This window comes from Burkholderia sp. B10 (assembly GCF_004368385.1).
GTDB classification, from domain to species: Bacteria; Pseudomonadota; Gammaproteobacteria; order Burkholderiales; family Burkholderiaceae; genus Burkholderia; species Burkholderia vietnamiensis.
This window is the reverse complement of record NZ_PQMX01000005.1, coordinates 12,019-33,354: the sequence shown is the minus strand read 5'-3', so window position 1 is coordinate 33,354 and position 21,336 is coordinate 12,019. Positions and strand designations below refer to the sequence as shown.

Here is a 21,336-nt window from a genome sequence, read left to right as displayed (position 1 = left end):
TTACATCGACGGGACGACCGTAGCGGTCAGCATGATGATCTGGAATGTCTTCGCCTTGTTCCAGTTTCCGCTCAGCCCGCCAATGCCCACGTTGGACGCACCGTCGGCGTGATCGGTCATCGCGCCGTACAGCACCACGGTCTGACCGTCGGCGAGCGCCACCGTCTGATCGTCCTTGCTCCCCGTGGTGTGCGAGAGCTGGATGGTCTGCAACGTCTGGCCCGAACCGACCGATTTCTCGGTGAAAGGACCATTGAGCTTCGAGCTATCCGACCAGTACGCGAGCACGATCTGGTTGTGATCGTTGACGGCCGGCAACACGTTGACGAAGTCGCCGGTGGTGACGGTGCCCGGCGTCAGGCCCGGCACCCCGCCCGACGTCGCGGTGAGACTGCCGGCCGAGGGTGAGGTCGAGCGCAGGTAATCATCGCTCTGGAACGACGCGACCGACACCGGCAGGCCATTGAGGGTCATCTTGGTCAGCGTGTTGTCCTGCACCGTGCGTCCATACTGGCTGAGCGCATTGATCGCCGCGTTGGTGCCCGAGAACGGCGCGTCCGGACGCAGCACCGACACCCCGATCGCCCCGCCGCCCGACGCGAGCGACGTCGGCGACATGAAACTGATCGCATAGCGCGCGAGACCGGCATGCATCGCGTTGAACACGACGTCGGCGCTCGCGCCGGCCTGACTGCCATTGGTGAGCGCGATCTGGATCGTCCGGACGCGGATTGCGACCTGCCGCGTCGAGATCGCATTCTCGCTCTGCAACAGCTTGCCCATGTTGTCGGCCGCCTCCTTCGTGTCGTACACCATCACGAGGCGGCTCTGCGGGTTCACGTTGATCCGCCCCATCGGGGAGCGCAGTTTCTCCAGCTCGTCGGTAATCGATTGGATCTGATCGAACGAGCCATCGCGCCCGGTCGAGGTTTGCGCCGAGAACGAGCCGGTGTTGCCACCGGAGCCGCCGCCGTTACCCTGCGTCCCCGTTGTGGTGTCCATGCCCTTGCTCATCGTCGACTTGATCGACACCTTGCCCGGGATCGCGGCGATCTGGTACATGCGCGTGACGAAGCGCGAGATATTGATGGCCGAGCCGTCGAACGACCAGTCGAGGCCGAGATCGGCCGTCAGCCCGCGCAGATAGAGACCGACCTTGCCGGAGTAAGCTTGGTTGTAGACCGGCTCCTCGTAGACCTTGCTGGTCACCGTGTTCTGGTTGGAGGACTTGCCGTCGCCCGTCGTCGGCCGGGGAATCAGTGCGTCACGCGGCACGAATACGTCCGGGCTCAGATGCACCGGATAACCCGTCGCGTTCGACACGAGCGTCGCAATCTGCTTGATGCCCAGGTTCGCCGGGAGCGTGATCGACTTGTCGCGGAACACGGCCGGCAGCGTCGCTTCATAGGCGAGCGGCACCAGCCGGTCGCCGAGGAAGGCGCTGGGCACGTCCTCGACGAGCGGCATCGACGTGGGACCATTGGCGAATGCGTCGGAGATGGTGCGATGGGCGGCATCATAGCTTTCGTCGACGTCGTGTTGCGAGACGGCGCAACCGGCCATCGCCACACCCGCCGCGACCGCGATAGTCGACTTCAAAAGGTGCATGCGCATGGTTCTCAGTCCTGGCAGTTGCCCGCGCGCGCGATGACGCGGATCACGTTGTTGGTATGGCGGCAGGCCCGCGTTGGGGTACGCATATGATTCGTCGCCTTCATCACCTGTTCGAGGACGGACTTGAAATTGCCGGTGAAGGTCGCGTTGAATTCGAGCGGCAGGTCGTCGTCGATCTTCCACGCGAGCTGCCAGCCTTGGGTTTTCAGCCAGCGTTCGAGCGCGTCACGCAAATTGACGTCCTGCGGCATAACCGTGAAGGTCAGCGCCGTCGCTGCGGCCGATGCGGCAGGCGAATCGTCCGCGCCTGCGAGCACCACCGGCGCGACCGCACTCGATCCTGCCAGCGCCGTTGCCGATGCAGCGGGCACGGTCGCCGTTGTGGGGGCCGCGGCCGCCGCAACCGGCTTCGGGCCGGCAGAGAGAAGCTGCCAGCCGTCGGCGCTCGCCGCCGCTTTCGGCTCGATCGCGGCGTGTGAACCAATCGCCGATGCGGCGAGCCCAACGGTAACGAGAACGCGCGCGATCGCGCGAAGACGAGATGTGAGCTGCATGGTCAGTACCCTTGTTGCATGAGTCGGCGGTAGATCGCGCTGGCGTACACCAGCTGCTTCGATGGCGTCGTGGCGTTGTAGGCGCCCACCGCTTTCCAGTTCGGTCCGAATTGGCGGATGTTCGCCGCTAGAATCCACGCGCCGACATACGCGTTGACGCAGGCATTGAACAGATGCTCGCGGCGAATGCCGTACTGCGCGAGCTTCGGCAACCATGCCGAGTTGATCTGCATGAGCCCGATGTCTTCGCTGCCATTGGCGTTGCGATTGACCGCCGAGGGGCGCATCTGCGACTCGTACTGGGCGATCGCATGAACCAGCTTCGGATTGATGTGCTGATACGTCGCCGCGTCGTCGAGGCAGTCGGCGTAGCTCGAATGAGCCGCGCCGGCCGCGGCCAGCGCAACGAACAGACGAAGGAATCTCACGATGCGCCGCCCCCGCTGGATTGCGCCGTCGTCACGGCAGCCGCCGATGTCTCTTCGCGATAGGTGACGTCGTGTCGCCGCGTGACGGTGACGGTGTTCCCGTCGGCGCTCGCGATGAACTGGTCGGCGGTGCCGTCGAACTTGTAGTAGCGGCCCTTCTGCTCGCCGGACCCGAGGTGGCGCGCGTCCGTCACGTTGATCATCACGGCCGACTCGCCGAACTTGAAATACGTCTGACCGTCCCGGTCGAACACGGCTTCCAGATGCGCGCGATTCGGCACGTCGAATTCGTACACGGTCTTTGCCTCGCGCATCACCTCGACACGATGGGTGGCGTCGGCCACCACGAAGCGCTCGGCGCGGTCGATCGTCATCACATTGGCCGCGCCGTCCCAGCCCGGATGCAGCGACTTGCCGTCCGGCGTCAGGAACGTGACGTCCTTACCCGGTCGCGCCGCGAAGCGGATCTGCGTGTGCGTGTCATCGCCGTCGCGGATCGCCTGCGCACCGAATTGCTCGGCCAGTTGCGACACGGCGGGCGCGGGCGCGGAAACGCGCGCGACGACGGCGTTCAGGCCGCCCTCGTCGGCCGTACGCGCGCCCGCCGCATAGTTGAGCGCGGCCGACTTCGGCGCGTCGCGCAGCAGCCGGACATGGCGCGCATTGAAATCGACGTCGGCATACAGGCCGGTCTGCGTCATCAGCCGGTCGAGCGCCTGCATCCAGTTCTCGCCGTCTCGCGTATCGAACGCGGCGGCGCCAGTCAGATCGACGTCCTTTTGCGCAGTACCGGTCCATCCCTGCGGCACCAGCGCCTTGACCACGTTCGCGACCGCCATCGACGCGTGCAGCGGACGCACCGGCTCGAGGCTGCCGTGCGTGCCGATCAGCACGAGACGATTGGTGAATCCATCGAATCCGGCCGGCTGATCGTCGCGCAGCGCGGCCAGCGCGCCGGTACCGCCGATGAACGGATTCGCCTTGCGCCAGTGTGCGGTCGCCGCGCGTCCGTCCACCTTGTAGCCGATCGATTGAGGCGTCCCGTCGACCACCACATACGGGCCTTCGTTGTGGCCGCCGTCCGCCGTGATGACCTGACCGGCGCGCGGCTGGATGTAGGTCTTCGCGCCGTCGTTGAAGATCAGCGCGGGCCGTTCGGCGATCCCACCGATGATCTCGTAATCGAAGTCGAACGGGTCGGTGTTGGCCGCGTAAGGCGCGGCGCTCCAGACGAGCGCCGCGCACGCGCAGGCGAGTTGGGTAATGGCGCGCTTCATCGGGCAGCCTCGATCAGGTTGAGATGACGCACGAACCGCGCGAGATACGCACGGCCGGGGGACGGGTTGGCGCTGTGGTAGGACGCGATTGCCTGCGCGACAGAGCCGCTGCGGGCATAGTTCTCGTTGAGGATCGCTTCGGCCACGCGGATGTTGGTCGCGGGTGCGAGCGCATCCCATGCGGACGCGAAGCGCTGCGCATGAAAGCACCAGTTCACCTGCATCAGGCCCACATCGAAATCGCAGCGCCCGCGCGCGAGGAGCGACTCGATGACGCGATACGCGTCGGCGCGCGTCCGGAAAAAGAGCCCCTGTCCGGCTACATTGAGCGTCCACGGCCAGGCCCGGCCGCCGTAGGCGGACTCGTTCAGCGCAATGCCGGTCAGCACTTTGGGATCGACGCTCGTATGCATCAACTCGAACGGCTCGACCGGGCTCGCGCATGCCCATCCGCCGCGGCGCTCCGTCACCGCCGCTTGGGCCTCGTCGTCTAGCACCGGCGGCTGCAACCAGCCGCGCGCGACCAGCAGTTGCTCGAGCGGCACGTCGCGGCCATCGACGGTAACCGTGATACCGGTCTGAGGCGTGCTGCGCACCGGTTGCCCAACCAGCGGCGCGGCCCACTCGGTGAACGGGGCGAGGCCGCAATAAAAGACCGGCGTGCCGGCGAGCTGCGCGACCTTGCGCGTGTCGCCCTGCGCGATCACGACATGCGTCGGGCTGATGATCTGCGCAATCACGGCAGCGTCCGTCCGGGCCGCCGAAAGAGCCAATGCCGCGATGACGAAAATCCGTTTAGTCATTGCGGTAGGGCTCCAGCGTGATGTCGCGATTCACCTTGATCATGAAGTGGCGCTCGCCCGGCTTGCCCGTGATCGTCGGGGGGATGTTCTGGTAGCGGCCCAACACCGACTGCGCCGTGGTCGCCGCGACTTGCCCCGCCGTGCTGCTGACCTGGGTGACGCCAAGCGGGCCTGTGGTCGTGCTCGAATTGCCGCCCTCGAAATGGTTCAGCAGAATCGCCGTCAGGAATGACGTGCCGTAGATCTTCCAGAAGTGGGTGTTGACGTGCCCGGAGAAGCCCGCCGTACCATCGGCGTCTGCGCCTTGCGCGCCGTACAACGGCACATGCTTGCCGTTGGGCAGGCGCATTTCGGTCGCCGCAACCAGAATCGATTCCTGGCCGGGTTGGACGTCCGCGCTGTACGGCGCGGTGATCGTGGTGCCCCACGGGATCATCAGGCAGGTGCCGGTCAGGCTGTCGTACACGTCTTTCTCGACGACCAGCGACGCCGTGCCCGGCCGATCCGAGTTGAAGCCCTCAACGGACAGCACGGGAATGTGCGCGGGGGGCGACAGCGTACAGCCGTGCGACTGGCCGACAAATCCGGCGCGCGCGAAGTCGCGGCCGCTCTCGCTCTGCGCGCCGACCGACTTCATGAAGTCGGTGTCGCGCTGCTGAGTCGTGACCGGACCGCCCGCTTGACCGGCTTTCGTGGCGAGGGCGGCTTGCGAGTTGGCCGCATTCATCGCCGCCGCCTGCGCGGCCGCCTGCTGCAGCAGCATCTGCTGCGGAGTGACGATGCCACTCGGCGAGCCCTGTTGCGGGGCGGCTTCCTTGACCTTGACGCCAGGACGGAACACGGGCGACGCATAGATCGCGTCCTCGTCGGATTTGGCCTTGATGTCCTCAGTAGGCGCCACCGGAACCAACCCATCCGCCGACAGAGTCGGGCGCGGTGCGCTGGCTGGCGCGTCGGGCGCCGACGCGGCACGCGCCGCTGCCGCCGCACGGCGGGCATCGGCCTGCTGATCCGCGATGATTTTGTCGACGTCGTCGCTTCGGTTGCTCTTGTCGACGACTTCAGCCGCCTTCGCCTTCTTCTGTTCGTGGGCCTCTTGTTCAGCCTTGTGGCTTTCCTGTAGCTGGTAGTAGAAGCCGATCGCGCCGATCGCGACGGACGCGACCGCGCCGACGGCGATCAGCGCGTTGCGCGGCACCTTGCCCTTGACGATCGCGGCCTGATCCGCCGACAGCGGCTCGGTTGGTTTCGCCATCTCGCGCCTCAGAAACCGAGCAGGCCGCGACGCCCGCGCTTGACCGTTACTTCCTCGGACGCCGCGCGCAGCGTGACCTCGTCGGCCAGCTGCTGGATCACGATGTATTGGCCGCGACGAATGAAATTCGGGCTTACGAGATCGCCGTGATCGCGCACCACCGGTACCGCGAACGGGGCGTTCGGCGGCAGGCGCAGCCAGATGAACTTGCCATCGTCGAATACGGTTTCCGGCTTGATCGCACCGGACCCGGACACCGTGTAGTCGAAATTGAGCTTGTCCGGCGACACGCCGATGGGGCCGGAGTCACCCGAATGCCGGCCGGCCGGATCGTCACTTGTTTCAGTCGCGCCGTCGGCGCGCGCACGGACCTTCGCCATCAGCGAATTCGGGTAGTTGAAGCGCACGGTCTGATAGAACAGCCCGCCAACCGGCGACGAGACGAGGGTCATGTCGTACTCGCGCTGGTTCGTTGTCAGGTGCAGCGTGTTGACGAGGCCGGGCTTGATCGGTTTCACGAACACATGGTTAGCGCCATCGGTATCGATGACCCACTGAATCGAGTCGCCCATCGCCGGATCGGCCGTCAGCGTTTCGCCGCGCCCCAGCTCGATCGTCGTCAGCTTCAGCGGCGCGGTCATGACCCGGAAGATCTGGTCGCGGCTGTACGGGAATACTGCCATGCGTGCATCGCCCGGCATCGTGATCGGATCGGTACCTGCGTTGTACGGGTTCACCGGGCTCATCGGGTCGCCGATGATGTTGCCCACATCGAAATTCGGTGCGGGCGGCAACGCTGGGGGTTGCTTTGCGGCGAGCGCATGGGTCGCCAGCACGACCAGTGCGAGCGCGCCCCAAGGATGGAAGGTTCGTGATCGAATCATGCCGCGGTCTTCTGCAGAGTGAAGAACGGGAAGTAAATCCCGAAGGGGTTGGAGCCGAGGGCGTCCTCCTGGGTCGGAGGCACGATCTGGTAGCGGATCGTCAGCGCGAAGCGCTGCACGATCGGCTTGTCGGACGGAGACTGCGTGGTGGATGTCGTGAATTCAACGACAGCGGTGGAGTCCTCGAGCAGCGACACGTTGGTCACCTTCACCTCGCGGACGAGCTTCGGATTGGCGGTGATCTGCTGGAACGGTGCGTCGGTCTTGAGCCAATCGCCGAACTGGTTCCGGGCGTTGCCGGTCATCTGGCTCTTGACCGCGTTGATGTTCTTCGCCATCCGCGACTGCTGAATGTCGTCGCTCAGCACCGGCTCGATCGTGAACCAGCGCTCGACCGTCTCGCGCAGCGAGGTACGCTTGGTTTGATCGTCCGGGTTGTAGGCAGTCAGCTGCGTGACCACTGGATGGCCGCCCGCATCCGAGGACACGCCATAGGCCTTGACGACCGACGGCGCCGGGTTGCGCGTATAGACCGCCCCGCCCGCGACGAACACCAGGATGAAGCAGAACGTCTTCCAATGGTTCGCTTCCACGCGCAGCCGTGTGGACTGATCGAAGATCACCTGCTCGGGATCTTCGTTCGAGTAGAAGCCAGGCGCAGGCGACAAGGCCACCTGTTTCTTGCTGAGCGGAAAGAGTCGGGAGAAACGCATCGCGGAGGTTCCAATAGGACGGAGTCCATTGAAACAGCGCGGGGGGCGCCCCATCCCGGCAAAAGAGGGGTGATTTAGGGAGGCTTTCTAGCAAAAAGCGCCGGGGACGAAATCGATCGGCCAGGGGCTTAACCGGTTACGCCCCTTCAGCCGAAAAGCCCCTCGAAATTATGCAGCTTTCTGGGATTTTCTAGCGGTTATTCCCTATAGAGCCGGTTTATTGCCCCTACCACATGCATTGCACAAATTGCACGCCACCCGGCAACATAGGGGCGCGTCATAAGTACCGTAAAATCAGTTACTTGGGAGCATTTTTGCTTCGCGAAGGAGGTGCCATTGGGCTTAACCGGTTACTGTCTGTATTTCTATTTCAGCAACAAACCGTACGATATACCTCCACATTTCGCTTATTGTTGCGCCATCCGTATGTTATAGGCAGTGCCTACAGGAGCGAGACTCCGTGGGCGAGGGCCACGGCAATATGTCCAAGTCGGAGTTAGGCAGCACCGAGGCACCGGGCAGAAACGTTCGGGCGAAGTCCGGCCTGAGCAAGTCGGGACACGCCCATGGCGCCTGTGAACTGAGCGGTGCGGTAATTCCTCAAGCAGCAGGAACCCACCGAAGCGACTCATCCCGGCTCTATGCCGGGGCGAGCCCCGCAGGCTCCTTCCGTCGGTCCTTCCGCGCAGACGCTGACGGTATCTGCCGAGCAGGTGACAGGTTCCGACCTCGAATGAGTCGCCACACGATCGGTGACATTATCCGACCTAGTGCTCGCGGCAGACTACCAGCGCGAAATCAGTTGCCCACCGCAACGGTGACGGTTTCCGACCCAAGGTCTATTGAGGTGACATTTTCCGACCCGAAGCTACAGTCACCCAAAGGTGACTTCTTTCGACCTACTCGCTTCCCATGAATAGTGACAAATTCCGACCTCCCGACCGGAAGGCGCAAAAGTGACGTTTTCCGACCCGGTGCCCCTGTTCGTAAAGGTGACACGACCCGACGAGCACGCGGATCTGATGGTGACAAATTCCGACCCGTCGGTGTTTTGAGAAGTGACATATTCCGACCCGAAGTCCGAAGCCCTGCTCCTCCTTTCGCATTCGTCATTCGCGCCAAAAGTGACGTTTTCCGACCTAAGGCCTTGTCCGTCCTATGACTTTTTCCGACCTGCTGCGATAGATTCTCCTACGATGAGCCGCCCGCGTCATAGGACTGGCCGTCCTAGTTCGCGGCAAAGGTGACATTTTCCGACCCCGCGATTCGGTCCGTCGTCGAAATCGGCACCTATTCGGTCAAAGATGAGTGAGTACTTAGTATCTATTGGTCGGCGAGGTCGGAAAGCGTCACTTTTTGTTCCGGCAAAGCCGTCTTTGCGACCAATCGGAAGTGGATTGAAGGTCGCGCAGGCGTGTTGAGGTCGGAAAATGTCACTTTTCAGCCGCGTAGCGAACGCTGGAGGTCGGTGTAGGGATGGGTTTTGTTGTTAAGAAGCAACTTTCTAACGGTGCTCTTTGTAAGACAGTTTGTAGAACCGTTTGTAAAACCTTTTGTAAACGCTGTGCCGCGCCTCGCACAGGCTTGTCAGCTAAGGCTTTGCCGGACGTCACAGTCAGGAAACTGTGACGTTTACCGACCTAGAGGTGACGCAATCCGACCCTAAGTAGACACAAAGCGGGCCGGCGGTGACAAATTTCGACCGTTATCCACAATGGTGACTTGCACCTTGAGCATGTCACTTTATAATTGTGACACTTCCCGCTGAAGGTCACCTTTGTGAACAAAAAGGCAAAAAAACAGCCTGAGCCGGCTCAGGTCGAGATCGTTGCGATTGAACCCTTCCAGATCGAGCCGTTGGACGAACCGCCTCTGGACGGTGATGGTCGCGTACGGGGTACTGTTGCCATGAGCCGAGCGCTCGTCAATGCGCAGCAAGGACTAACCCTCAACGAGAAGCGAGTCATGATGGCGGCTCTGCGTTGCATAGACAGCACGAAGTCACCCTACTTGCATGGTAAGGGTAACGGCTATGTGAGTGTTCGTGTTCGAGCCGATGAGTTCGCCGCCCTAGCAGCACTTGCTCCGCGGTCCGGCGAGAAGCAGGCGACCGCTGCGTATGAGGGGCTGAAGGAAGGCTGTGCGAGTCTTCAAAAACGCCAATTGACGTATATGGACGGCCCGCGGAAGGTGGTGCTGAATTGGGTTTGGAAGGCGGTTTACCACGAACGAGAAGGATGGGCAGAAGTTTCCTTTTCTCCGGATCTAACGCCCCATATTTTCATGCTCCAGCGGCGGTTCGTCTCGTATCAACTTGAGTTTGCGCGCGGGCTACAATCACTTTACTCGTGGCGGCTGCTCGAACTGTTGATGCGAGAGCGGGATCGTGGCCGGCTCCTGATTACGTTGGACGATTTCCGGCACGTGCTTGAAATTCCCACGACGTACCGCTTTGCTGACATCAAGCGTCGGGTGATTGAAACCGCCGTGAACGAACTGAACGCTAAGGCGGATCTTGTGATTTCCTGGACACCGGTGAAGCTCGGCCGCGCTGTGAATTCGCTCGATTTCAAGTTTGTTCAGAATCCTCAAAGCCGCCTAGCGCTGGATGGCGAACTGCCCTTTGAAGAATCAGGTGCGGCAGCAACTGCCGAAAGCTGACGTGCGTCAGTCAAGACCTGATCTTTCGGTCGGCGTCAGATGAGGCCTGAGATTGCTTTCAGGGGCCGTTATCGACCGAGGCTGTGTGAAAACACGAGCTAGGCGCTTGGCCCGAATTTGAGTTCGATGATGGGATCGGCAGAGGCCAATAGTGTGGCGACCTGTTCGGCCGCACTCGGGGCGAGCCCAAGATGCTCGTAGCCGAGGTATGCAACCGTATCCTCGGGCGACCAAGGGCCCAGCGAGGTCACGTAATCAGCGATCTCATCTTGGATCTGTCGCCACGATTCATATCGGCGGCGCGACAGAAGAATTCGATCACTTCGTGTATAGATCACATGGAGATCCACGTGCGTTCTCGTCGATGAAAATGAGCCTTCATTCTCTCACGTGATCTCCTAAACTTCGGTCAGCACTTCAAGGTCGGAGGAACAATTGAAGCGATTCGTTGAAGGTGACGACCGGAAGCAGGTGACGTTGTTGCCCGAATGCCTGGACGATTTCGTTGCCGAGGACAACCCGGTCAGGATCGTCGAGGCCTTTGTCGAAGAACTGGCGCTAGAAGCGCTCGGTTTCGTTGGCGTTACGCCATCATCAACGGGCCGCCCCTCCTACCATCCCGCAGTGCTGCTGAAGATATACATCTACGGCTACCTGAACCGGATTCAATCGAGCCGCCGCCTGGAACGCGAATGCCAACGCAATATTGAGCTCATGTGGCTTACGGGCCGCTTGGCGCCAGACTTCAAGACCATAGCGGACTTTCGGCGAAACAACGGCACAGGCATTCGCAAAGTTTGTAGCAGGTTTGTCGTTTTGTGCCGCGATCTCAAGTTGTTCTCTCAAGCGTTGGTCGCCATCGATGGAAGCAAGTTCAAGGCATCCAATACGCGTGACCGCAACTTTACGACTGGCAAGATCGACAAGCGGCAGCAGCAAATTGAGGAAAGTATCCAACGCTATCTCAGTGCACTGGAAACGGCTGATCGGACCCAACCTCCCGAGGTGGAAGCGAAGACAACTCGGCTGCGAGAGAAAATTGCTCAATTACAAGGGCAAATGCGCCACCTCGAGCAGGTCAAAGAAGAGTTGAAGACGCTGCCTGATGGGCAGATCTCGCTGACTGATCCCGATGCTCGCTCCATGGCGACAAGCGGTCGTGGCTCGGGGATTGTGGGCTACAACGTGCAGGTAGCCGTAGATTCCAAACACCATCTCATCGTTGCTCACGAGGTCACAAATGCCGGCAGTGATCGGGCACAGCTCAGCCCGATGGCACAAGCTGCTCGTGACGCCATGGGCAAAACCAGATTGAAGGCTATCGCTGATCGAGGGTATTACAGTGGTCCACAGATAAAGGCCTGCGAGGATGCTGGTATCGCAGCCATTCTGCCTAGGACCACGACGTCAAGCGCAAAGGCTCACGGTCGCTTTGATCGTGCAGACTTTATCTACATCGCCCGAGATGACGAATACCAGTGCCCGGCCGGGCAACGTGCGATCTACCGATTTACCGGTCTGGAACATGGCATGTATCTGCGCCGCTATTGGAGTAGTGCATGCATTGGTTGCGCACTGAAGCCGCAATGTACGCCAAGCGACTACCGGCGGATTACGCGCTGGGAACACGAGTCAGTACTGGAAGCTGCGCAGCGAAGGCTGGACAGAATGCCGGATGCGATGACGGTGCGAAGGCGGACTGTCGAGCACGTGTTCGGGACGTTCAAACACTGGATGGGCTACACGCACTTCCTGACTCGTCGGCTTGCCAATGTGAGCACCGAAATGAGTCTGCATGTGCTGGCGTACAACCTCAAGCGCGTAATAGCGATACTTGGGTTCGCGAAAACCATGAAGGCCATGAGGCTGGTGGGTGCGTGAAGCACCCAAAATTCGCCGTATAAGCTGTACGCGGTCCGCAACGAGGATTGAAATTACACCAGCATTCGTGGCCTATCGAATTGCTGCGACGATGCAGCACGGAATCTATGCCCCGGCAACTCTGCGTTTCGCGTTTCCACACAGCCTCGACCCAAAAAGGACAGTCGACCCATACGAAAGCGGACGTTCACCACCACTCAACGAGCGGCATCTGGTCGAAGCGTTAACCTATGCGAGTACCTCAACGACGGAATCAGGCGGCATGAAGATTGTTCCGAGAAAATGAGATAATTTGTAGGTAAGCACAACACTCACCGCAAAACAACGGCATGAACATGAGTCATTCGCATCAGCGTGGCATGGTCCGAGACTACGTCGTACCGGTAATCACGGTAGTCCGTGAGCCGAACGGTTTTCGCAGCACCGGCTTTCTGGGGACAGCGTTTAACATCGGCTCTCGCGGTGTGCTGCTGACTGCGCGACACGTCATCGAGGGCCACCAAGATGAGACTCTCGCGGTGTTGTACGTCGATACTAATAACGAGTGGGCGGCCCATGTCGTCCAGGAAAGAGAGCTTTGCGATAACGTTGACGTAGCTGTTTTGAAGATCGAAGGGCAATGGTCTAGCATCATCGAGTGCGATGGTGAGTGGCAAGGCGCCTCTCTGCACTATGACTGCTGGGGATATCCGGAGGATGCGCAGTTCGATCCCGGCGCAATTTACCGGCCGGATCTCGTCTACACGACAGGATATATTCGGCGTAACTATTCACATGCAATACCGGGCGTCCGGGGCACTCAATTCTTTGAGATAAGCGAAATCGCTGGTGCTGGTTGCTCGGGGGCCCCGCTAATCCACAAAACTAAGCGCCTCCGCGGTGCGCAAAAGACCTGGGCCTTGGTCGGAATTTACTCTGTTGAGCGTCGCACAGAAGTGCATGTTGGTGGAATGCCCGTAGTTCGGGAAGTGCCGTATGCTGTTCGCGAAGAGGCGTTTCGACATTGGGCGCCGGCGGTACTCGGGCGCACGATCATCGAAGAGGCGCGAATCTGACCGGAAGCAAAGCCACTTCGCCCCGCTCCTTCATTCGACGAACTACATAAGACCAAGCGTTAGCGGCACGCTGGACCAGCCCACAATAGATGGCCCGATCGTTTACCGGACATCGACCCGACAAGCAAGAACGGCGGGAGTGGCGCTAATTTGAACGTGAGCGGCTAATTTGAACGTGAGCGTGCCGATATCGAGCAGATTTGAATCGCGATCATAGCCTCGCCGCCATCGTGGCGGCGTCACTCTACCGCCAAACAGCTGCTATGCGGACACCGCGTCGAATGTCCGCTTCTGGCCGATCGGGTGAGGTCGCTAACGGCCGCTTTATGGCGCTCTAGTTCGCAAAACCTGAATTCGACCGTCTGACCGCTTTGGAGACGGTCGTCTGACCGGAGTGGGTCGATCACGGCCCTTGATGAAGCGACGGCGAACCACTCTCAGACCTGATCTGACGCTGACTGACAGATCAGGTCCCGACTTACGCACGTAAATCATGTGGAGAGGCCAGGAGGTTTTTCGTTACGCCGCTCAGGCATTCTAGCCCGAGCGGCCGGTAAAGCGGCGGCTCGCTTACGCTGCTGACTGCGTAGCGCGAGGTGGTAGGTCGACGTCGTCCGCCTGCAGCTCGAGCGCCCAAGATTGTACGACCGCAGTCAACTTGTCGATCAGGCGCTCTTGCGCTTCGCCCTTTATCCCCTTCAGGTTCAACTCGGCTCTGCCGTCGGCGAACGCCTTCAGTTCTCCAAGTTCGAAACCACTTGGTGAGGCAAACTTGACCCGCGACTCATAGTGAGTCCTCTTTGCGCCTCGCGCGGCGGTTTTCTCGCTGGTCGCGACTTGTTCGAGTTTTCGGACAGATGCCTGACCGGCGATCACCTGGTCGAGCCAGTGTTCGGCTACCGCCTCGCCCGCCTTGTCGCATATGAGCTTGATGTTGTAGGCATGCGAGAGCTTAACCTTGTCAGCGTTGTCGACCATCCGTTGCAGCAGCGGCATCGGCAAAGTGTTGAGCAGAAGAACCTTATTGACCACTCCCTTGTCTTCGCCTACCGCCGCGGCCAATTCGAGCTGGTCCCGATAGACATGCTCGTTCAAGAGGCGCTGCCACGAAACGGCGTCGTCGAACACCGTCTGATCGTCCCGTTCCTTGTTTGCCCTGTACGCCAACATGAACAGAGATTTCGGCGAAAGGTTGCCGCGATAGACGCCCAGGACGGTGGTGCGCCCCAAACTCTTCAGAGCCCGCTTGCGTCGTTCTCCGTCGACAATAATCTTTTTACCGGGAAACTCCGGCAATTCCGTGAAAATAATCGGCTGAAGTTGTTCTTCTCGGTCAAGCGTCGCAGCAAGAGCATCGATGCTCTGAGGGCTGTAGAAGGCGCGAGGATTGTACGGATTTCCGATGCAATCGGCGATCGAAAGGATGTGGATCCGTTGATCGCCCGGTCGTTCTATTGAAGCGTCAACGATCGGTGTGGGCTTCTCATCGCTCACAGCGCGGGAGTCGGGCTCCAGGATGTGGGCGGCGTCCGACTGGGCAGTTTCGACAACACCGGAATTTTTCAGGCGTGCGTCAACGTCGGAACGCTCCGCATTCATGCCGACACGCACTTTGCTTTTTAGGTCGAGCTTCCTACTCATTCTGCATCTTCCTCGGTGTTGTAAAAGGCGATCAGTTCCTCAAGTAGCGCTGCGACCTCGTTTCGAGCCGGTTTCACGGCGTCGGACCTGAGCCCTTTCACATCGAATACAGTCCGACCCAAGGCCGCAGCCAATTTATAGACTTCTCGATTCTTAATCGTGGTCGATAAGAGGTGAACTTTGCTTTCCGAAAGTAGTTCCTTCATCTGCTTATGGAGCTGGGTCTTCGGGTTCGCCTTGTTGAGAAGAATCGCGTACTTCCCATTAGGCTGCACGGCGCGAGTTTGCTCCACCAAGCGGATCATCCCCTCGCTGCTCCAGAGGTCGAGCGGTGACGAATCGGTCGGAATGATCGTTGCGTCGGCGACCATCAACACTCGTGCGGTGATTGGGGACTCAATGCTGGGAGGGCAATCCACCAACACGATTTCTGAATCTTCCGCCAATTGTGTGATGACACTTCCTATTTGCTTGCCGTGACTCGCGACACTGACGATTTTGAACGGAAGCGGATTTCCATCGTCCGCGACGGCGTTCCAGCGCAAACAAGAGTTTTGAGCATCAGCATCTGCGACAAGTGGCTTATAACCGGCAGCATGGAAAGCCCCAGCCAGATTAATTGTCGTGGTCGTTTTCCCGGTCCCACCCTTCTGGTTTGCAACAGCGAATACTAGACCCATCTCGCCTCCGGACTGTATCAGGGCATTCGATTCCCATCACCGATCTCCACGTGGAGATTGGAGTTTGGGCTGACGCCGATCTCCACGTGGAGATCGAGCGACACATCGTAGTGATGTGTATAAAAGCGTTGTGTGTTATAAAGTATAGACGGTTTGTTGTTAATTTCAAGAAGTATGTCGACAGTCTCCTGCGAGGGTCTCCACGTGGAGATTCCCGGGTGTGCAGGCAGCAGCGCGGTAGATCGATAGCACGCGCAGCGGGGAATCTCCACGTGGAGATTGCGCCTCAGACCATCTGACGAATTGATCGATCCGATGTCGAAGACGAGTCTTTGATCGGTCTTGGGGGGTGATCTTATATACCGAATGTCGGCCGGCGTGGCGGGAGTCGCGTCGGCCCTGGCGGTAAGTCCCAGATCATCTGGGAGATTTTTTGCGGCTCGCAGAGGAAGTCGAGGATTTTCTGGGGGTTTGATCGCGCCGGCTGGTCAATCTCGGACAATATCTGGGAGAAGCCCTTTTCGGTGGGGCGCCGCGAATGGGGCCTCGCTCCAATAACACTATTTAGAGGCTCGACTAAGGAAGGTCTCCGCCTCGCGATACTGACGGCCAAGCTCTGCGGTCGCGTAGATCGACGTGGTATCGAGTGAGTCGTGGCCCGCAAAATTCCGCGCGCTCTCGAGGCTCATGCCGTTCGCGAGCGCATGCGACACGAAGGTGTGCCGCAGCCAGTGCGGGCTGGCCGCGCTGAACGCGCGTGCGTGCGGCGAGTCCTCCCGCATAGCGGCTTCGGTCGCAGTCGCGAAGAATCGTTTCACCGCGCGGTAGAGCCGGTCGGGATGGACCGGCCGGTCGCGGCGAGTGAGGGCCGCCACCGCTGCATCCGGATCGGCGCCTGACGCCGCAGCCTCGCGGCGCACTCGACCAATCTCGCGGTTGTCGAGCAGCGCGGGGATGAGCGGGGTGCCCAGGGGGCAGGCCAGCGGATCGAGCGGGAAGCCGCGCGTCACGAGGTAGTCGCCGAGCGCGTCGAGCACGGCTGGCACCAGTGGCACGAAGCGCTCCTTCGCGCCCTTGCCGACCACCCGCAGCAGGTGAATCGTGCCGAGTTCGGCGCCGGCGTAGCGTTGCACGATGTCGTCGGTGAACGCACCGCACAGCTCCGCGCGGCGCAGCCCCGTGCTGTACGCGAAGGCGAGCACGAAGCGCAGGCGAGCCGCCGAGGCCGAGTCGGGCAGCGCGTCGAGCACGCGCATCGCGAACGCCCAGGCCTCCTTCGTCAGGCTGCGTTCCGCTTGAATGCGGGGTTTCGCGGCGACCCTTCGCTCGTTGCCGGCGGCGTCCAGCTCGGTGCCGAGAAACACCCTGATCTTGGTGAACGCGTTGTGGTCGAGATATTGGGCGGCGACCAGATCGCCGAAACACTTCTTCAGCGCCGCCAGCGCATCCTGGCGGCTCTTGACCGACAGCGGGCCACGAAACGGGCGCCACGCCGGGTCGGCGCGGGGCATTGCGCGCTCCATCACCCACATTGCGGCCGGCTGCGGATCGACCAGGAAGTGGTTGATGTAGTCGCGCGCGTCGTTCACGTCGAGGCTGGACAGCGGCTTGCACTTCGCGAAGATCGCCCACAGCAGCAGGCGTTCGGCCTCGGCGCGGTATTTGTCGCGGGTGTGCGGGTTCTCGTTGTCGGCCAGCCAGAAGTCGATCGCCTGCAGGTCGTTGTGCGCGCCGCTGTTGTTCTTGAGCGGATTGCGGTTCGCCCCGCGCGAGCCGTCGAGGTCGGCCGGGATCAGGAAGTATTCCAACGGGACGATGCCGGTGGCGGGCGCTCGCGTGAGCGCCGGCACCGGCAGCGTGCGCTCGGACGGGTGAACCCGCGCGTTGGTCGCGATCCGCAGGCCGTCGACGTCGCCGTAGTGTTCGAGCCACGCGGTGATGCGGCGCGCGCCGATCTCGCCCAGGCGGGGCACGGAGCGATACCAGCGGTAGCCGACCGCGTTGATGGTCGCGACTAGCCGGCCGATCGTGTCGATCCCGACGTCGGCCAGGCGCAGCGCCACGGCCGTGTCGAACCAGCCGAGTACGTGGTGCTCGGGCTGCGGATCCTCGACCAACAGGCGCGCGAGCGCGTCGAGCGCCGCCATCTGCCGGGCCCGCAGGCGTGCGTTGCGCTGCTGGCGGCGCAGCGTGGCGCCGGCGTCAGCACTGTCGCTGGCGTGCTGGGCGGTAAACAGGTCCAGCAGTTCCTTTTCGGTGTAGAAGCCGTCCGGATCGTGTTCGGCGGCGAAGTCCTCCAGCGACGGCGTCGGCACGGTGGGCACGGCCGGCGCGGCCAGCGCGGCCAGCGCCGCCGGGCGGATCGCCAGCAGCCGGGCGGTCGCGAAGTCGTGGCGCTTGCGGGCCGCGCCGACGAACGCGGTGACCAGCCAGGTGCGCGTCGCCGCCGCCTTGCGCGCGTCGCGGCCGAATTCGAGGTACTGGTCGGCCAGCTCCGCCAGATCCAGCCCCTCGAGATAGCCGCGGAAGAACGCCAGGTGCTGCAGGCCGATCCGGCGTTCGACGGGCGCGGCGCGCGGCGGCCGCCGCCGGGCGCGGCCGTCCGGGTGCGGGCTGCTGGCCGGCGCGGGCGTGCCAGCGACTTCGTGAAACACCACCTCTTCAATGTCGCCGGTCAGCTTCATGCGCGAGTCCTGTCGAAATACGGAAATCGTGTTGTTTGATACAGATCGGTGCGGCGGTGTCAGACGGCCGCTCGACGATGCGCCGATCACGCTGGTTCGCGGATCTTGTGTGCCTGACCCGTTGGTGGAAGTAAAAGTGGAAGCACTGACCGAGGGCCGTCCCGTCTATCAACGGAGCGGCGCAGTGATTTTCTCTTCGGTTTGGTCGGAAGCGAAAGTCGGAAATCTCGCGGAACCGAAGTGAAATGCTGAAAACTCGCGGTAGCCGACGGTATTACGTGCAGACAGCGTGAAACAACCTCGCACCCTTGAGTAGATCAGCGAAAACCATACCCAGACTGGGATTCATGGATTTTCACGAGGGAATTTTCCGCGATGTTTCACGGTGAGACGCGTTCCGGGAATGGACGATCAACGAAAACCACACTCTCAAGGCGGGTCGCCTGATCGATCAAATCAAATGTATTGGTTGATACGTATTTTGTAGTGATGTTTCTGTCGGCGTGCAAGACGCTCCGCTCCTTTTGTGCGGCCGAATATCCGCCGTCCCGGTGCTTTTGTACTACAACTGGAAAATCGACCGGAGCGATCATGATCCCACCACGTTTCCGAAGGGCAGTCAACGATGCACGTCCGTTTGGGGTGCATCGGTTCGATGTCTTTGGTCCAAAGGTCGGTCGTCCGCTGACGCTGTATGGTTTGAACGCTTTTCACCTCTGGCTGCGCTTGGAGGCCAACTCGCGAGTGACCACATACTGCGAACGGCCGCTGCGAATTCCTGATACCCGGCCGACGCGGGCAGTGGATTTCTGGGTCGGTGAGGAAGGGCAGGAGATATTGATGATCGTTTTGCGTCGCAGCGAGGTGGCTGCGGTTGCGATGAGCGGGACACCATTTCCGGCTTTCGAAGCCTGGAGCAGATCCCATTCGATGGTGTTAAGGATCCTACACCCGGACGAGCTCGACGATCCCGAGTTGCTGCGTCGAAACCGGCTAACAATGCTGCGCTACCTTGCCGCGAGCGCGTACGAGTGCTGCGATGTTGTCGCACCTGACATCTTGGGAGCCTGCCGAGACGGACTGACGTTGAGCCAGCTCGAGCATCGCCTGGCACCGCTCGATCCTACGGTCTCACGTGCGGCCGCGTTCAAGTTGGTCCTCAGCGACGCGTTGTACTGTCCGACGCTCGCTACGCAGTCGCTGGGACTGCGCAGCGTACTGGTGACGCGATGAGGAGCATCGCGTTCGGTGCATTGCACTTCGATCGCCGCTCAATCCCCGCGGAGCTATCCGATATCCAGCAATGGCCCACGATTGACGAGAGCGCGTTATCGGAGCAGGCGCGGTCGCAACTGGCGCGGCGCGTGACGGCGATGATGCTGTTCTTGGACGGTCATACGCCGCTACGCGAAATCACGCGCCAGACGGGTGTCGGCTTCAACGATCTCTACCGCATGTTCGAGCGCTGTGTCGCACGACATGAGGACGGCCGCATATTCGGGTGCCGAGCGCTGATCCCCTATAGGCACACGCGCGCCTACGAGCGTCGCGCACCCGTTACCTCATGTCGCGAGGGCGACGTAAGCGGCGCGAGCGGAGCCTTCCAGCAACTATTGCGGCGATACCCGGATATTGCACACTGGATTGAGCGCAGAGTTGCAGATCGCAGCCGCAAGCAGGTGACGTTGACGGAGGTACATCGGCAACTTTGCCGATTGCACGGTGCGTTTCTTGCGCAATGCCGGCAAGCTGGCATACAAAGCCACGAGTATCCGTTCAACCAGAAGCATCTCGGCGAGCGGTCCCTTGCACGTCATGTTCGCACGCTCACGTATCAACATTTCGGCTCTGCTTCGAAGGCAGCCGGCGCGCAACAAGTCCGCCATCAGTGGCGCGACGATCCGAGCGCCGTGCGTAAGCCGGCGACGTATCCGTATGACGTGGTCGAATTCGACGGCCACAAGATCGATGTGCGGCTAACGCTGCGCATCGACGATCCGTTCGGCTTCGAAACCCTGCTGGTCCTACATCGGATTTGGGTTCTCCTTCTGCTGGACACAGCGAGTCGAGCTGTGATCGGGTATGGTCTCGCACTCGGACGCGAGTACAACAAGGATGATGTGGCTGCTGCGCTCCAAGCGACACTTACGCCGCATCGTCCGCGCGAGTCCAAAATTCCCGCATTGCGAATCAGGCCCGGTGGTGGATTTCCGTCGACTGTGATTCCGCAAACTGCGTGGGCATGTTGGAACACGTTGCGTTTCGATGCGGCCAAGTCGCACTTTGCCAAAGCGACTCTCGAGCGGCTAACGACGATCGTTGGATGTACGACGGATAACGGCCCGCTGGGCCAAAAGAATGAGCGTGCGCTCATCGAGCGCTTCTTCGATCAACTGGCGTCACACTTCGCACACCGACTGCCGGCCACGACAGGAAGAGATCCTCAATCGATTGAGCGGTTGCTCAACGACGTGGGTGAGGACGCGTCGGTGATGATGACGCTCGATGAGCTCGAAGACGTGATCGACGTTGTCCTCGCCAACTATAACGGTGAGCCGCACACGGGACTGGGTGGGCGCACGCCGCTTGAGGCGATGCAATTCCAGCTTGCGAAAGGGGAGGAACTGCTACGCACACTTCCCGTTGTTCGCCGTGGCACGCTCTGCCTGCTGCAAGAGGCGCGCGTCGTTACCATCCGCGGTAACGTCAGCCGTGGTGAACGTCCACACATCAATTTCGAGTACGTGCGCTACGACAGCCGGCTATTGTCGAGCATGGCCGGGCTCATCGGCCAGCAACTGCGTATTTACTTCAATGTGAAGGACATAAGGCACCTGCACGCGTTTTTCATGGACGGTTCAGAGCTCGGTGTGCTGACTGCTGCGCGTCCATGGTGTTTCTCGCCGCATTCACTCCGCGTGCGGCAGGAGATCTTCTCGTTGATACGGCAGCGCAAGCTGGCCTGTCGGGAGGGAAGCGATCCGGTTGCTGCTTGGTTCGCGTACAAGAAGGAGCAGGCGCGGCGGCATACGCGCGACGCCAATGATCTCGCGCGCATGCTAACCGATCGAGCGAAGGCTCACGAGCTTGCAGCAACGGTCGGGCCCGGCGAAGGTTCGGCCGCTACCGTCTCGGCATTGCCAGCCACACAGCGACGCGTTGCGCTTCCGACGCCGTGGCTGACGGCAATATTCACGTATTGACGT

The 21,336-nt window shown here is 61.0% G+C and carries 18 protein-coding genes; 5 read left to right on the top strand and 13 right to left on the bottom strand.

Going from position 1 to position 21,336, the window contains the following annotated elements; genetic code table 11:
- The 8 genes from C3Y15_RS04035 to C3Y15_RS04000 are packed head-to-tail and all read right to left on the bottom strand — an operon-like array spanning position 1 to position 7,528.
- Entirely contained in the window at positions 1–1,614 is a 1,614-nt protein-coding gene (locus tag C3Y15_RS04035; RefSeq protein ID WP_124259864.1) for a type II secretory pathway protein, read from the bottom strand.
- A 5-nt stretch (positions 1,615–1,619) separates the two neighbouring features.
- Positions 1,620–2,168 (bottom strand): toxin co-regulated pilus biosynthesis Q family protein, encoded by a 549-nt coding sequence (locus tag C3Y15_RS04030; RefSeq protein WP_124259863.1) that lies wholly within the window; start codon positions 2,166–2,168, stop codon positions 1,620–1,622.
- A 2-nt stretch (positions 2,169–2,170) separates the two neighbouring features.
- Complete coding sequence (locus tag C3Y15_RS04025) at positions 2,171–2,596, bottom strand: lytic transglycosylase domain-containing protein (protein ID WP_124259789.1); 426 nt, start codon at positions 2,594–2,596, stop codon at positions 2,171–2,173.
- Positions 2,593–3,873: a TrbG/VirB9 family P-type conjugative transfer protein gene (locus tag C3Y15_RS04020; protein ID WP_124259788.1), complete on the bottom strand. Its 1,281-nt coding sequence runs from the start codon at positions 3,871–3,873 to the stop codon at positions 2,593–2,595. Before C3Y15_RS04020 ends, C3Y15_RS04025 begins: the two co-directional genes overlap by 4 nt.
- Positions 3,870–4,676 (bottom strand): transglycosylase SLT domain-containing protein, encoded by an 807-nt coding sequence (locus C3Y15_RS04015; RefSeq protein WP_059896540.1) that lies wholly within the window; start codon positions 4,674–4,676, stop codon positions 3,870–3,872. Before C3Y15_RS04015 ends, C3Y15_RS04020 begins: the two co-directional genes overlap by 4 nt.
- Entirely contained in the window at positions 4,669–5,931 is a 1,263-nt protein-coding gene (locus C3Y15_RS04010; RefSeq protein ID WP_124259787.1) for a TrbI/VirB10 family protein, read from the bottom strand. The genes C3Y15_RS04015 and C3Y15_RS04010 overlap by 8 nt, the downstream gene beginning before the upstream one ends.
- A gap of 8 nt (positions 5,932–5,939) precedes the next feature.
- A complete protein-coding gene (locus tag C3Y15_RS04005; RefSeq protein ID WP_124259786.1) occupies positions 5,940–6,815 on the bottom strand; it encodes a TrbG/VirB9 family P-type conjugative transfer protein in 876 nt (291 codons plus the stop codon).
- Entirely contained in the window at positions 6,812–7,528 is a 717-nt protein-coding gene (locus C3Y15_RS04000) for a type IV secretion system protein (protein ID WP_059475357.1), read from the bottom strand. The genes C3Y15_RS04005 and C3Y15_RS04000 overlap by 4 nt, the downstream gene beginning before the upstream one ends.
- A gap of 1,779 nt (positions 7,529–9,307) precedes the next feature.
- Here C3Y15_RS04000 and C3Y15_RS03990 point away from each other — a divergent pair.
- Positions 9,308–10,189, top strand: coding sequence for a replication initiation protein (locus C3Y15_RS03990; protein ID WP_124259784.1), 882 nt, complete (start codon positions 9,308–9,310; stop codon positions 10,187–10,189).
- 98 nt (positions 10,190–10,287) lie between these two features.
- Here C3Y15_RS03990 and C3Y15_RS03985 read toward each other — a convergent pair whose 3' ends face one another.
- On the bottom strand, positions 10,288–10,539 hold the full coding sequence (locus tag C3Y15_RS03985) for a hypothetical protein (RefSeq protein ID WP_081054267.1): 252 nt from the start codon (positions 10,537–10,539) through the stop codon (positions 10,288–10,290).
- 85 nt (positions 10,540–10,624) lie between these two features.
- On the opposite strand from C3Y15_RS03985, the gene C3Y15_RS03980 reads away from it, so the two are divergent.
- Positions 10,625–12,070 carry an IS1182 family transposase gene (locus C3Y15_RS03980; RefSeq protein ID WP_059475717.1) on the top strand — a complete coding sequence of 482 codons (1,446 nt, stop codon included), beginning with the start codon at positions 10,625–10,627 and terminating at the stop codon, positions 12,068–12,070.
- A gap of 335 nt (positions 12,071–12,405) precedes the next feature.
- Positions 12,406–13,125 (top strand): serine protease, encoded by a 720-nt coding sequence (locus C3Y15_RS03975; protein WP_166677034.1) that lies wholly within the window; start codon positions 12,406–12,408, stop codon positions 13,123–13,125.
- Positions 13,126–13,695: 570 nt separating this feature from the next.
- Here C3Y15_RS03975 and C3Y15_RS03970 read toward each other — a convergent pair.
- From C3Y15_RS03970 to C3Y15_RS03945, 4 genes are all read right to left on the bottom strand, one after another.
- On the bottom strand, positions 13,696–14,766 hold the full coding sequence (locus C3Y15_RS03970; protein WP_059475365.1) for a ParB/RepB/Spo0J family partition protein: 1,071 nt from the start codon (positions 14,764–14,766) through the stop codon (positions 13,696–13,698).
- A complete protein-coding gene (gene parA / locus C3Y15_RS03965) occupies positions 14,763–15,446 on the bottom strand; it encodes a ParA family partition ATPase (RefSeq protein WP_011875473.1) in 684 nt (227 codons plus the stop codon). The genes C3Y15_RS03970 and parA overlap by 4 nt, the downstream gene beginning before the upstream one ends.
- 560 nt (positions 15,447–16,006) lie before the next feature.
- On the bottom strand, positions 16,007–18,130 hold the full coding sequence (locus C3Y15_RS03955; RefSeq protein WP_124259781.1) for a phage integrase family protein: 2,124 nt from the start codon (positions 18,128–18,130) through the stop codon (positions 16,007–16,009).
- 380 nt (positions 18,131–18,510) lie between these two features.
- On the bottom strand, positions 18,511–18,723 hold the full coding sequence (locus C3Y15_RS03945) for a hypothetical protein (RefSeq protein WP_124259779.1): 213 nt from the start codon (positions 18,721–18,723) through the stop codon (positions 18,511–18,513).
- On the opposite strand from C3Y15_RS03945, the gene C3Y15_RS03940 reads away from it, so the two are divergent.
- Both C3Y15_RS03940 and C3Y15_RS03935 read left to right on the top strand, forming a co-directional pair.
- Entirely contained in the window at positions 18,722–19,363 is a 642-nt protein-coding gene (locus C3Y15_RS03940) for a hypothetical protein (RefSeq protein ID WP_124259778.1), read from the top strand. The genes C3Y15_RS03945 and C3Y15_RS03940 overlap by 2 nt on opposite strands.
- Entirely contained in the window at positions 19,360–21,333 is a 1,974-nt protein-coding gene (locus tag C3Y15_RS03935; protein ID WP_243860181.1) for a hypothetical protein, read from the top strand. The genes C3Y15_RS03940 and C3Y15_RS03935 overlap by 4 nt, the downstream gene beginning before the upstream one ends.
- Positions 21,334–21,336 lie beyond the last annotated feature (3 nt).

Excerpts from the sequence above, each read along its gene's own strand:
- C3Y15_RS04010 (WP_124259787.1), bottom strand. The coding sequence starts at position 5,931 with ATGGCGAAACCAACCGAGCCGCTGTCGGCGGATCAGGCCGCGATCGTC.
- C3Y15_RS04035 (WP_124259864.1), bottom strand. The coding sequence starts at position 1,614 with ATGCGCATGCACCTTTTGAAGTCGACTATCGCGGTCGCGGCGGGTGTG.
- C3Y15_RS03975 (WP_166677034.1), top strand. The coding sequence starts at position 12,406 with ATGAGTCATTCGCATCAGCGTGGCATGGTCCGAGACTACGTCGTACCG.
- C3Y15_RS03940 (WP_124259778.1), top strand. The coding sequence starts at position 18,722 with ATGATCCCACCACGTTTCCGAAGGGCAGTCAACGATGCACGTCCGTTT.
- parA (WP_011875473.1), bottom strand. The coding sequence starts at position 15,446 with ATGGGTCTAGTATTCGCTGTTGCAAACCAGAAGGGTGGGACCGGGAAA.
- C3Y15_RS04015 (WP_059896540.1), bottom strand. The coding sequence starts at position 4,676 with ATGACTAAACGGATTTTCGTCATCGCGGCATTGGCTCTTTCGGCGGCC.
- C3Y15_RS03945 (WP_124259779.1), bottom strand. The coding sequence starts at position 18,723 with ATGATCGCTCCGGTCGATTTTCCAGTTGTAGTACAAAAGCACCGGGAC.
- C3Y15_RS04000 (WP_059475357.1), bottom strand. The coding sequence starts at position 7,528 with ATGCGTTTCTCCCGACTCTTTCCGCTCAGCAAGAAACAGGTGGCCTTG.
- C3Y15_RS03955 (WP_124259781.1), bottom strand. The coding sequence starts at position 18,130 with ATGAAGCTGACCGGCGACATTGAAGAGGTGGTGTTTCACGAAGTCGCT.
- C3Y15_RS04030 (WP_124259863.1), bottom strand. The coding sequence starts at position 2,168 with ATGCAGCTCACATCTCGTCTTCGCGCGATCGCGCGCGTTCTCGTTACC.
- C3Y15_RS04020 (WP_124259788.1), bottom strand. The coding sequence starts at position 3,873 with ATGAAGCGCGCCATTACCCAACTCGCCTGCGCGTGCGCGGCGCTCGTC.
- C3Y15_RS03970 (WP_059475365.1), bottom strand. The coding sequence starts at position 14,766 with ATGAGTAGGAAGCTCGACCTAAAAAGCAAAGTGCGTGTCGGCATGAAT.
- C3Y15_RS03935 (WP_243860181.1), top strand. The coding sequence starts at position 19,360 with ATGAGGAGCATCGCGTTCGGTGCATTGCACTTCGATCGCCGCTCAATC.
- C3Y15_RS04005 (WP_124259786.1), bottom strand. The coding sequence starts at position 6,815 with ATGATTCGATCACGAACCTTCCATCCTTGGGGCGCGCTCGCACTGGTC.